This is a genomic window from Methylorubrum sp. Q1 (assembly GCF_004683995.1).
Lineage (GTDB): Bacteria > Pseudomonadota > Alphaproteobacteria > Rhizobiales > Beijerinckiaceae > Methylobacterium.
Window position 1 is genome coordinate 1 of record NZ_SRHQ01000032.1, and the last position, 12,813, is coordinate 12,813.

A 12,813-nucleotide genomic window follows, 5' to 3' on the forward strand; every position below is an offset into this window, starting at 1 on the left:
AGCCCTCGTTCCGAACACGCGGCCTCCCCCGCCTCGTACCCTCCCGGTTTTCGGTAACCGGGAGGGCTTGCCGTTCATGCCATCACCGATCAACCACGCCGGTCGCGGGCTTCATGGAGACGGCGCAGGAAAACGGCGGCGCGTGCGCCGCGCTCGACCGGGTCGTCGCAGCCCCCGCGGATGACGATACGCCGATCCCGAACCGTGATCTCGTCGGAGACCGGGATCACCGGTGCCTGCCTGTCCGGATGGAAGTCGGCCGCGATCCCCTGCGGACCGCCACTGAGGCGGACGATGCCGAGGGCGAGGCATCCGATCCGCAGGCGCGCCAGGGTGAACAACGCGTCCACCGATTCCGGCAGGGGCCCGAAGCGGTCCTCGATCTCGTCGCGCAGCGCGTCGATCTCGGCCTCGGCGCGCAGGCGCAGGAGGCGCGTGTAGAGGCTCAGGCGGATTTCGGGTTCGGGGATGTAGTCGGCGGGCACACGGCCGTTCAGACCGATCCGCACCTCCGGGCTCCAATCCTCGGCCGCCTCGCCCTTGGCCGCGCGCAGGGCCAGTTGCAGCAGGTGCTGGTAGAGGCCGAGCCCCACGAGTTTGACGTGGCCGGATTGGTCGTCGCCGACGAGGTCGCCCGCCCCGCGCAGGTCGAGGTCGCGGGCGGAGATGGCAAAGCCCGCCCCGAGCCGGTCGAGCGCCTCCAGCGTGCGCAACCGCTTCTCCGTCGAGGGGCTGAGCGGCTTGTCGGGATGCCCGAACAGGTACACCACCCCGCGCCGCTGCCCGCGCCCGACGCGACCGCGCAACTGGTGCAACTGCGCGAGGCCGAACCGCTCCGCGTCCCAGACCAGCATGGTGTTGGCGCGCGGCACGTCGAGCCCGCTCTCGATGATGCTGGTGGCGAGCAGCACATCGCCCTCGCCGTCGGCGAAGCGAACCATCGCGTCGTCCATCTCGGCGGGCTTCATCTCGCCATGCGCCGTCACCACGTCGAGCCCCGGCACGAGCGCACGCAGGCGCTTGGCCATCGGCGCGATGTCCTCGATGCGCGGGCAGACCACGAAGCTCTGCCCACCGCGGCGGTGCTCACGCCGCAGCGCCGCGGCCAGCGTCGTCTCCTCGAAAGCGGCAATCACCGTGCGGATCGGCTGGCGCACCGCCGGGGGCGTAGCGATCACGCTGAGGCTCTGCAGGCCGACCATCGCCGCCTGGAGCGTGCGCGGGATCGGCGTCGCGCTCAACGTGAGGATGTGGGCGTCGCCCGCCGCCTTGCGCAGACTCGCCTTGGTCTTGGCCCCGAAGCGCTGTTCCTCGTCGATGATGGCAAGGCCGAGATCGTGGAACGACACGCCGCGCCCGGCGAGCGCCTGGGTGCCGACGACGAGGCGGACGCTGCCATCGGCCAAGCCCTGCTTCACCCGCCTTGCCTCGGCCGGGGACACGAGGCGCGAAAGATGCGCCACTTCGATGCCGAACCGGGCAAACCGGCGCCGGAACGTCTCGACATGCTGGCGGACCAGCACCGTCGTCGGCGCCATGACGGCGACCTGCCGTCCGGCAAAGATCGCCGCCGCCGCGGCGCGCAGGGCCACCTCGGTCTTGCCGAAGCCGACATCGCCGCAGACGAGCCGGTCCATCGGCGTCTCGCGGGCGAGATCGGCCAGCGTCTCCTCCACCGCCCCGGCCTGATCGTCGGTGAGCGGATAGCCGAAACCGGCTGCGAACCGTTCCATCTCGCGCTCGGGCGGCACGATCTGCGGGGCGTGGGCCTCCCGGCGCTCCTGCGCGGCCTTCAGCATCGCCCGCGCCGCCTTGGCGAGCGTCGCCTCCGTCTCCAGCCGCCGCCGGGCCCAGGTGCCGCCGTCGAGCCGGTCGAGGGTCACGGCTTCGGCCTCAGAGCCGTAGCGCCAGATCCGGTCCGCCTGGCTCACCGGCACCATGAGGATGGCGTCATCAGCAAAACGCAGACGCAGCGCGTCCTCCTCGTCCTCCTGACCGGCGCGGATCGCCTCCAGCCCCTCGAAGAGGCACAGGCCGTGATCGCGATCGATCGCTACATCGCCGACCCGCAGCTCGACCTCGCCGATCGGCAGCACGGCGGCCCGCCGCCCCGCGCCTGCGGCCAGCGGCCCGAACAGATCCGCCGCGGCGATCACCGTCGCACCGGCCTCCGGCACGCGAAACCCCGCCTCGACCGGCATTTCGATCGCCAGCATCGCGCCGGGCTCCGCCGTCTCGACGTCGGCCCAGGCATCGATCAGGCGCACGGTTCGCTCGTCGGCCGCGGCGGCCGCGCGCACGAGGCGGCGCAGCGGCGCCTTGGGGCCGGCAAGCACGACGCGATCGCCCGCTTTCAGCGCAGCGCGCAGGGCTTTGGCGAAGGAGACCTCGGGGCGGCGCTCGCGGGCAAAAACCGGCCCTGCGATCCGCTCCGCCTCGGCGGTCGTGGCCGCCGCGAGGCTGCGTGCCTCGACCCGTTCCGCCCATTCCTCGGGGGCGAGATAGAGATCCGGTGCGGGCTTCTGTTGGGATCGGTCGTCCCGCCGGCTCCCGGAAGGTGACACCGCCCCTTCCGACTCGCGGCCCTCGGCGATCTGCTCGAAGAACGCGGCGGCACGCTCCTCCACCCCGGCCTCGACCACGAGGCGCGCCTTGGGCACGTAATCGAGCATCGTCACGAGCGCGGGATAGAACCGGGCAAGCCGGTGCTCCTGTCCGGTGAACGGCTCCAGGGCGAAGCGCGAATCCGGGTCCAGGATGATTTCGGTGGCCGGATCGATCACCAGCCGCCCGGTTTCGACGCGGGAGCGCTGCGACACCGGATCGTAGGAGCGGATCGCAGTGATGCGCGCGCCGTCATGCTCGACCCGGCAGGGAAGCGGTGCGGCGGCCGGGAACACGTCGATGGTCCGTCCCCGGACCGCCACCTCGCCGGGCTCATCGACGCGATCGTCGAGGATATAGCCGAGCCGTGCCAGTTGCGCCGTGAGCTGCTCCGAATCGAGCGGCTCGCCGACGCGCAGCTCGATATGGGCCGATTCCCACGTTTCCGGCGGAGGCACGCGCTGCAGCAGCGCGGGGGCAGTGGTCAGGACGATGTCCGGTTGTGCCCGGTCGTCGGTCAACCAGCGCAGCACGCCGGTGCGCGCGCCCATGACACCGCGCGAGGGCGAAGCGCGGTCGAAGGGCAGGCAATCCCATTCGGGATAGACAGCCACCCTCCGCTCCGGCGCCAGCGCGCGCAGGACCGCGGCGATCTCGTCGAGGCGGCGGCCATCGCGGGCCACGTGGATCAACGGCCGCGCGGCTTGCGCGAAACCGAGCAGAGCCACCGCCAGGGCTCCCGTCGGAACGAGCGGAGCGACGCCCCCATCCGGGCTCGCATCCTGGTCGTCTCGGGGCTTGGCGGTCCTGGACTGTGCCATTTCTGTTCCATCGAACGACTTCCGGGGTCGGCTCCCAGGAACGCCGCACGGCCGGCCAGCGGTTCCTGTTCTGCGTCACCATCCCCGGTTTCCACCGCACTTCCCTGGGGACCACCGGGCCAACCGGTGCAGGGCGGCCCGGCCGCACGTCCGGCCATCACGCGGCTCGACACTGCCGCGCAGCGCCGTTGCGGCTGCCGCCGAGTTGGGCTACTCACGAGCCACGGTCAGCACCCGTAGCTCAGCTGGATTGAGCGTTGCCCTCCGAAGGTGGGGGACCCGGCTCTCCGGTTCGCTAAACCCCTCCTGGAACATCAGAAACTTAGCTCGCTGAGCACCGGCGATCCAAGAGCGACGAGCGCGGCACAAGTGGGCCACATCTGCGAGCGCTCGGGAGCAGAATCCAAGAACCCGACCTCGGCACTCCAGAGTCGTATGCGAACGGGGAGGCGTGCGGTGGTAAAGGCCTGATCCGCTTCTTCGCTCCATCGAGGGCCTTGAACACTGGCAGACAGCACGGCGGAGCCGATATGGATCCAGCAACCTCGGACCACTGTCGCAAGGAAATTTGGGACACGCTTTAAGAGTGCCTCACAAGACTGCCGGTCTCTGACCGTTCTCGTGCTGGCGATGACAGCGCGGCGGCAGTTTTGTGAGAGACACTAACGACCATTCAAACTGCCATTGATCCGGTTCTCCGCCTCGGCCCTCGTGTGACGAGACGCGAGCGGAACCCCTCGCGGTCGGCCGCTGGCTGAAGTAGCTTCGGCCTCACCGCAGGAGTGTTCGAGATGGCCCTACTCGTCCGCGAGCTTCAACGATCGGCCAAAGGCCCTGTCGAAAACAATGAGGATTGGTGGCGTCTGGTCTTCGACACGGACACGAAGCGCCTCTACGTCGAGCACGAATGGGAGCATACGGACGTGCGTGGGGCTGGCCACTCAGACCACGGTAAGGAGCAGCTGGAAATCCCGGAGTATCTCTTGCAGGCGGGGCAAACGACCGGGCACCGCGAACTCTGGCGGCTGATCCGAACACTCTTTGCTGAGGCGCACTGACCTCGGCCCTTGCCGGCCTACAGACCCTGTCCCGGCATCGCTGCCGATCTGCACCACCGCGAGATCCCAACCGCGCAGGGGCTGCCGAAGCAGCCTTGGCAACACTGCACCGGTCTCCTCGGCCTGCCGCGGGCCGCTCTTGATGGCACGCCAGAGGCAACCAATCTTGAAGGCATGGTTCGAGGTTCGCCCGCCGATTGGGTGGTGTCGCCGATCACTGTGTGGTGGGTAAACGGCTATCGCGATGGAGGAACTGATGGCGCGCCTGACGGAGTCGCTACGCTTGTTCTATGACCATCTGTGCTCACAGATCCGAGCATCTGCTGTGAGGCACGAAGCCGAGGCGGCACGCCTTCGCGCTGAGCTCGCCAAGCACTCCGGAAGACCGCCTGAAACTGCCCGTTGAGGCCCTATCCGCAGGCATTTGGAACACAGCCAGTGCTCGGGACCTGCCGCACCGGCGGGACCGCGAACCAGTGCAGTGTGCCCGCGACGAGCTTCTCGATGTCAGGCAACCGGAGGCGCCTCCTTCTGCCGGATCGCCTCGATCAAGGCCTCGTTCTTCGCATGTCCATGCCTGCCGTGGTGGATCGCGGGATGGCAAGCTTGTCAGCAAGAGCGATGCCGGACACCGGACCCCGCTTGGACGCCGATCGAGACCGGCTGCGCTGCACGCACCTGACGACGAGGCGGCCGATCACAGCATACATTGCTGTTGCATTCATGGATTGCACTTATTCCTTATTAAGCAGCGATCACGATTTCGCACAAAAATAACAAGAAAAAGCCTTGAAATTTTTTTGGAACCACTTTTGCGGCGGCGCCGTTTATTGGCCCGAAATCAGCGAGGCGTCATCTCATAGGGCAACAATGTGCCCAGGCTCGCAACCGTTCGGATATAAACTGCCGATCCCGGATCGTTATCAGTCAAACAATGAAATGTCGGCCTCATATGTCGGCGAAATAAATCAGATCAGCAGCAAATATCAAACCCGGGGAGCAACGATATCCTAGCTGCCGAAGCATGCTTTCGGCTCTCGATAATTACCCAAGTTAACTTACTTTGCTTTCTGCACATTTGTCGCAGGTTGCCAATTGGCTAACATGATCTTAGCGTCAGCCTAGATCCGAGCAGCCTCACGTCAGGCAACGTTCAGACACAAGACATCCCCGCTATTGGCCAGTTGTCGCCTGCCGTACCTCGCGAGGCATTCTTCCGCTGTCCTGTGCGAAGCGACGAATCGACGTCGCCAATCCGTCTTCCAGCTCATCGTGTCCGTCGACGATGATTTGCGTCATTATGAGAGTCCTATGCAGCGCCCCTTGCCGGCCTCCACGTCACAGCCGAACCAGAAGCCGAGCCATACGCGGGTGGTCCGGGTCTCAGCCTATTCGGTGGCAACAGTTCTTGCCCTCCTCATGACCACGGCGACGCTCCCTCCTCTCCTCGCCGATCAGTCAGACCGCGCGGTGATGAATGCGCCGATCAGCTTGCTGACGGCGCCGATTGCCGGAGAGATGACCGAAGTCTCCGCCTCAATCGGAAAACGCCTTAGAATGGGCGACTCGGTGGCACGCATCCATAACGGGCGCATCGACCGCACGACCTTGATCACCTTGGACGGCAAAGTCGACGAGTTGCGCGGCTCCCTCTTGGCAGCACGCCAGAAGAAAGAATCGGATCAGGCATACGTCGCAGCCCTTGATGCCGAGATCCGTCGACAAGTTGAGCAGACAGTCGCTAAACTCGACGGAGAGGTTGCGGAGGCTCGCGCCCGGGTCGGGTCAGCCGATGCTGAGGGTCAGTCCACCAAGGCGGTGGTGGATCGGCAGCAAGCTATGGTTGACCGCAACACAGCCAGTCTCGATCTTCTGCGCCCAACGCAGCACAAGCTCGAGGCTGCCCGGTTTGATAAGGACGCCGAGACGGCCAAGCTGAACCAGAAGCTGGCTGAACTGACTGCCGTCAAGAAGAGCGTCTTCGTGGGCAACCAATCCAACAGCTTGGCGGTGCTGACGCAGAAGCGACGGGATCTGGCCTTCGATGCTCAGCGACTGGCCATCGAAGAAGTGCAGCTCGCCGCCAGTCTCAAGGCACAAGAATCCCTATTGGTTGCAGAACGAAATCGTCTCGACAGCCTCGCAGATGCGGAAATGAGAGCGATGAACGGCGGCATGGTTCTCAGCCTCGGCGTCACCGAAGGGCGCCACGTCAATCCTGGGGACTCTGTGGCAACGCTGGTCGACTGCGAGCAATCGTTCGCAGTCGGGATTTTCTCTTATCGGCAGGCGCAGGAACTCGCGGTCGGAACCCCCGTGCGAATTTCGGCGGCAGGAAATGTTATTCCTCAACGCGGTTGGGTCAGCGAGATCTTGCCCAAGACCAGCGACAAGACCGATCAGCAATATGCGGTGCCATTTCCACAGACCGAGCGGCGGGAGATGTATGTCCTCGTCAGCCTTGATCGCGGCTCAGCACCGGAAATAGTCGAGAGCGTACTGCCTTCCCAAACAACGCGTCGCACCACGCCTTGCTCTGTAGGCCAATGGGTCACGATCACCCGGGAGAATGGTTGGATTCCATCGGCTTCCGTAGCCTGGAAAGCCGTCGCCTCCGGTTTCAGTGGGCCGGAAGCAAAGGCAGCATGGGGCGTTTTCGCCTCTGCGGCGACCAACACGACCGCAAGAGCTTCCGACCTCATCGCCCGTGGCGTCAACGGACCGGAAGCGAAGCAAGCCTGGGTCTTCGTTTCGAACAGTGCGACCCGTGCCGCGGATACAATCTCGACGACGATCCGTGAGTTGGCGGCACGAGTTCCAGGTCGCAGCACGAGCGATCCGGTAACCCAACCTGAGCGGCAGCACGCTGCCGAAAACACGCATTGATCCGGGGCTGTGCACGGATCCGGCGCCTCTTGAGTGTGACAGCGGTCGCAGCGCTCGTGGTCTCGCCGCTGAGCGCTAAGCCCGAGCAGCCCGCGTCGCCACCGGAAGCGGCGCTGGAACCCTCGTCGTCTCTCGCTCAAACCCTGTGCCGCGCTCTCTCTGGAGCGATAGACGCGACCGGACCGGGACCGGCTTTTGTGGCGAGCTACCGACCGGGGCCCAGCGAGTCCGAATTGCCCGCCCCCCTGCGAAGCTCAGCTTTCACCTATGACAACGCCTTGGCGGCAATTGCGCTGGTCGCCTGCGGCGAAATCAGCCGCGCCCGTCGCATCGGTGATGCCCTACTCGGCGCGCTGGCCCGGGATCGCACCTTCTCGGACGGCCGCGTCCGTAACGCCTATCGCGCTGGTCCCATCGGCGCTGGACCGCTCGATTTGCCTGGCTGGTGGGATGCGAAGCAGAATCTCTGGGCCGAGGACCCTTACCAAGACGGCACCGCGACCGGGAACGTGGCCTGGGCAGCCCTTGCCCTCCTCACCGTTGATGCGGTCGCACCGGAAGGCGGATACAGGGCAGGTGCTCGGCAGATGCTGGCCTGGATCTCGGACCAGACCACCGATCGACGAGATCCGGAGGGTTATTCAGGCGGCGTCGATGGCTTCGATCCAAGCCAGACGCGGCTGACGTGGAAATCCACCGAACACAACCTCGACGTCCATGCGGTTGCGGCTTGGCTTCATCGCCTCGACGGGAGGCCGGACGAGGCGCGTATCGCAGGGATCGCGCGGGGCTTTCTCGGTGCGGCCTTCGCCCGAGCCCCAGGGGTGTTTCGCCTTGGCACGACGCCGGAGGGGCAGCTTCAGCCCACGACCCACATTGCTCTGGATACCCAGCTTTGGCCGCTGATCGGAGTAACGGCTGCGCCCGAAGACTGGCGGCGGGCGCTGGGTTTTGCCGAGACGCACCTCGCAACTCGGGAGGGCTTCGACTTCAACGAGGATCGGGACGGTCTCTGGGTCGAGGGCACTGCGCAGGCCGCCTTGACCTTTCGCGCACTCGGCCGACGCTCCGAGGCCGAACGCCTGCTCTCCACGATCGGTCGACACGTCTCACCGTCCGGTTTCCTCTTCGCCACCGATGTCGATCGCCTGACGACAGGAATCGCAATCGGTCCGGCGAGCACGGGGGCGGACTTCTATTATTTCCGCCGGCCTCACTTGGGCGCCACCGCCTGGGGCGTGCTTGCGGCGACGGGCTGGAATCCATTCACCGGACGGCGCGTGGAGTAAGCCCGATCATGTTCGAAGCGCCTCAGGACGTTCTGTCCGTTCTCACCATCGATTCCGGCATTCTCATCAGTCTGCTCCTGATGGCGAGCCTACTCGACCGCACGAGCGCCCCTGCCCGCGTCCTGTTCGGCCTGACCACGGCGGTGTTCATTCTTTGCTACGCCGCTTGGCGCTGGCACGACACGCTACCGCGTCTGGAGCCGGAGCCCGATAAGCTTTGGCCCTACTTGTTCTTCGCCTTCGAGATGGTGGCGATTCTCTACACGCTGATGTCCATCGTCATCCTGTTTCGGTTCAAGGACCGGTCCGCCGAGGCTGATCGCGAGGAGACGCGGCTAAGCGAGAGTGGTGCGTGGCCGGCCGTCGATATTTTCATCTGCACCTACAACGAACCCCTGGATGTGGTCGAGAAATCGATCATCCCGGCCCTCGCGGTCGACTACCCGAACGCTACGGTGTGGGTCTGCGACGACACCCGCCGTGCGTGGCTGCGGGACTATTGCGAGGAAGTGGGCGCCAACTACGTCACGCGCCCCGATAACGAGGGGGCCAAGGCGGGCAATCTCAACAACGCGCTCCACCACACGGCCGGTCGCACCAACGCACCGATTATCCTCGTGCTCGACGCCGATTTCGCGGTGGCGCCCAATATCCTGCGCCGCAGCGTCGGGCTGTTCCACGACGAGCGGGCGGCCGTGGTCCAGACGCCACAATTCTTCTTCAACGCCGACCCGATCCAGCACAACCTAATGGCATCCGAGGCCTGGGTCGACGATCAGCGCATCTTCTTCGATGTGTTCCAGCCGGCCAAGGATGCCTGGGGCTGCGCCTTCTGCGTGGGCACTTCGTTTCTCGTGCGACGCGACCGCGTGACGGAGATGGGTGGGTTCCCGCACGATGCCATCTGCGAGGACATCAACCTAACCTACTCGCTGATGCGCCGCGGTTACCGGACTCACTGGCTGAATGAGCGTCTGAGCGCCGGGCTCTCGGCCGAAGGCCTGCCGGAATACATCACGCAGCGCACCCGCTGGTGCCTCGGCACCATGCAAGTCGCCCTGCTCAAGGCCGGTCCCTTCCGTGGCAGTGACTACACGCCGCTGCAGCGGCTGCACTATCTGCACGGCGTTTTGAACTGGCTGTGCAAGCCTTTCATCGTCCTGATGCTGGTGGCTCCGTCGATCTACTGGTTTTTCGATATGCCGGCCTTCTACGCCGACTATCTCTCTTTCCTCCGCTACGGCCTGCCGACGCTCTTCGCGCTCTGGACCTATAGCGGCTGGGTCTCCGGCCGACGCACGCTCCCGCTGTTCATGGAGGTGACGCACATCATGACGGCGCTTGCCATCAGCATCACCCTGGTCTCGGCAGCGGTTCGCCCGTTCGGTCGCCCCTTCAAGGTCACCGACAAGGGGGGCGACCGCTCTGCCTCGCTGGTGCGCTGGCGGATGGCCACCGGCTTCGGGGCGATTTGCCTGCTCTCGGCCGGCGCCATCGTCTGGTCCTTCGTGTCGCCCTCGGGCGCGACCGAGATTTCGCCGCTCGATTATTTCAATTTGGTTTGGGCTGGCGTCGCGATGCTGTTCTGCTTCGTGGCCTTTCTTGTCTGTTTCGAGCGCCCACGTGGAGCGGAGGAGTTCCTTGTCGAGGAGCCAGTGCACGTCCGGTTCCGCGGGATCGCCTACGACGCCGTGCTGGCGAGTCTCGGGATGGGGACAGCCCAGCTGCGGATACCAGCTCTACCCCATACCATCGCGGCTGGAGACGCGGTGGAGGTGCTTCTTGAGCCGACCGGTTGGATCCCCGCTCGCCTCACGGGGGCCGAAGCAGGCGCCTGTGCGGTCGCACTCGCACCGGACCACCTGCAGCGGCAAACCCTCATCCTGCGCCTGTTCACGCGGGCCGCAGACCCAATCGCCCGCACCGCAAGCCTACGCTTGGCGTTGCGCGGCCTGATCACCCGCTGTTTCCAAGCAGCCTGACGCAAAATCTGACTGCATGACTTGCAGATCTTTGCGTTGGATTAGCTGAAGGCCTGCCCGTGCGGCAGGATCAGATCCACGCTGCGATGGCCGTCAGATTACGCATGGCTATGGCTCTCCCGGATGGGGGCGAGAAAGCGGCGCCGATAGAATTCAAAACCTGCGGGATGATATAATTTGGTGAGTCGCCCGATAAATCTCCGCTTATCCCGCATCACGATTCATGATCTCAAATCGTTGGAACAAGTAACGGCTAGCAGCCTTATCATAGTGTAGCTCGGCACGCTTCGATGAAGATGGAGCGTGCAGTTCGCACGACGGCGTTCTGATCCGATCTTGCCTGCTCATTCGTATTGGACGAGCGCCCAGCAGCAATGTCGTCGGAGAATTCGCCCGGTCCGCGCGTTTCGCTTCGCGCGCTCAGGATGAACCTCTCGATCTCGTTCGCACCGCGGCGCCCAAGTCAGTCTTGGGCTACCGCCCCGTTTTGTCCGATGAGAGGAGATCGATTATGCGGATCGTGAGAATGCTGATGCTGGCCGTGCCGGTCTGCGTCCTCGCCCACGCCTCCGCGGCTCAAACACACGATGCTCCGACACTGGCGGCCGGGAGGCCGGCGAACCTCTGCCAGGAACTCGTTGCCTTTGTGCATCAGCCCGCGGCCGGCGCTCAGGCTGCCGACACACCGCCGCGCTTGGCAACGGCTGTTTCGGCGAAGAATAACAGCGATGCGTCGGCAAAGCCTGCGGCGGAGACGACCCCACAGAGCAGCTCGGGACAGAGTGCTCAGATCACCGCGTCAGGCCCGGGCGCTGCCGGCCCGCAGGGGCAAGCGCAGAACCTAGCAGCGCCTGCGGGCTCCACCGCGACCGCCTCGGGACCCGAGCGGAGCGGGTCGTCCACTCAGCCGGACACGTCGAAGCCGTCGGCAGAGAACGTGACGCAAATCGAGGCTGCCGCCCGGACCAACGATCTCCCCGCTTGCCGGGCAGCCGCGCAGTCCATGCGTCGTGCCGGCGTTGTCATGCCGGCGCCACTCCTGGCCCTCGCGGCAATGACGCCGAAGCTGCTGGAAGGCGCCTCTTCTCCGTAACGGGGGTCGCGGCTGCTCCTGATCTGCCTTCCCTGGACCAGCCGGTCCGCCTGATCACGCAGGATCATCTCCAATGAAACACCGCCTACAAACATCTTGGTTAGTTCCGACCCTGCTCGGCTCCGCAGCCGCTCTGGGAGCCTCTGCACTGTATGCTGTCTACAATGCACGCGAGGCCGAGCGACGGACGCCGCCGGCAGGCGAGTTCATCACAGTGAATGGCGTGCGCCTGCACTACGTCGAGCGCGGGCGTGGCGAGGCACTGGTGCTCATCCACGGCAACGGCACTATGATCCAAGACTTCCTGAGCAGCGGCATCGTCGACGCTCTCGCGAAGCGCTTCCGTGTGATCATCTTCGACCGCCCTGGATACGGCTACAGCGACCGGCCTCGGGGTGTATGGACGCCGCGCGCGCACGCGACGCTTTACCAGAAAGCCTTGCAGCAGCTCGGTGTCACGCAGGCCGTGGTGCTTGGACACTCCTGGGGCGCGCTGGTCGCGGTCGCCCTCGCTCTGCAAGCCCCGCAGCTCGTGCGCAGCCTCGTCCTGGCATCGGGCTACTACTACCCGACGCTGCGCGCCGACGTGGTTCTCGCCTCGCCCGCCGCGATCCCGATCATCGGCGATGTCCTACGCTACTCCGTTTCGCCGCTGGTCGGGCGCGCGCTCCTTCCCGCCATGATCAAAGGCATGTTCGCGCCGGCCGACATTCCCGAGCGCTTCGATCGAGAGTTCCCGACCGACATGATGCTGCGCCCGTTGCAGTTGCGGGCATCTGCGGAGGATGCGGCGATGATGACGCCGGTCACGGTCGAGCTTCAGCAGCACTACCATGACCTCGACCTCCCCGTCATCATCATCGCCGGTGGCGCCGACCAGATCGCCGATGTCGGCCGTCAATCGCAGCGGCTACACGCTGAATTGCCGAACAGCACGCTCATCGTGGTTCCCGGGATGGGGCACATGATCCACCATCTCGCGCCGGAGAAGGTCGTCGAGGCCGTAGAGCTCGCCTCGAAGCAGTCCCAGGCGACCGCCGCGTAGGGAAGGCAGCGATGCGCATCGGAAGTGATCTGAGG

At 65.3% G+C, this 12,813-nt stretch carries 7 protein-coding genes; 6 read left to right on the forward strand and 1 reads right to left on the reverse strand.

All coding sequences use genetic code 11. The features are described 5' to 3' along the window. Positions 1-89 precede the first annotated feature (89 nt). Complete coding sequence (locus tag E4V01_RS22560) at positions 90-3,425, reverse strand: helicase-related protein (protein WP_135299904.1); 3,336 nt, start codon at positions 3,423-3,425, stop codon at positions 90-92. A gap of 791 nt (positions 3,426-4,216) precedes the next feature. On the opposite strand from E4V01_RS22560, the gene E4V01_RS22565 reads away from it, so the two are divergent. The 6 genes from E4V01_RS22565 (at position 4,217) to E4V01_RS22590 (ending at position 12,778) form a co-directional block, all read left to right on the forward strand. After that, a complete protein-coding gene (locus tag E4V01_RS22565) occupies positions 4,217-4,483 on the forward strand; it encodes a hypothetical protein (protein ID WP_135299905.1) in 267 nt (88 codons plus the stop codon). Between the two features lie 1,272 nt (positions 4,484-5,755). Then, positions 5,756-7,369, forward strand: a complete 1,614-nt coding sequence (locus E4V01_RS22570; protein WP_193763281.1) for an HlyD family efflux transporter periplasmic adaptor subunit — start codon at positions 5,756-5,758, stop codon at positions 7,367-7,369. A 233-nt stretch (positions 7,370-7,602) separates the two neighbouring features. Beyond that, a complete protein-coding gene (locus tag E4V01_RS22575; protein ID WP_245517656.1) occupies positions 7,603-8,658 on the forward strand; it encodes a hypothetical protein in 1,056 nt (351 codons plus the stop codon). Positions 8,659-8,666: 8 nt separating this feature from the next. Further along, positions 8,667-10,640, forward strand: coding sequence for a glycosyltransferase (locus E4V01_RS22580; protein ID WP_193763282.1), 1,974 nt, complete (start codon positions 8,667-8,669; stop codon positions 10,638-10,640). 526 nt (positions 10,641-11,166) lie between these two features. Further along, entirely contained in the window at positions 11,167-11,733 is a 567-nt protein-coding gene (locus E4V01_RS22585; RefSeq protein WP_245517657.1) for a hypothetical protein, read from the forward strand. Positions 11,734-11,806: 73 nt separating this feature from the next. Next, positions 11,807-12,778, forward strand: coding sequence for an alpha/beta fold hydrolase (locus tag E4V01_RS22590; protein WP_135299908.1), 972 nt, complete (start codon positions 11,807-11,809; stop codon positions 12,776-12,778). Positions 12,779-12,813: the final 35 nt, after the last annotated feature.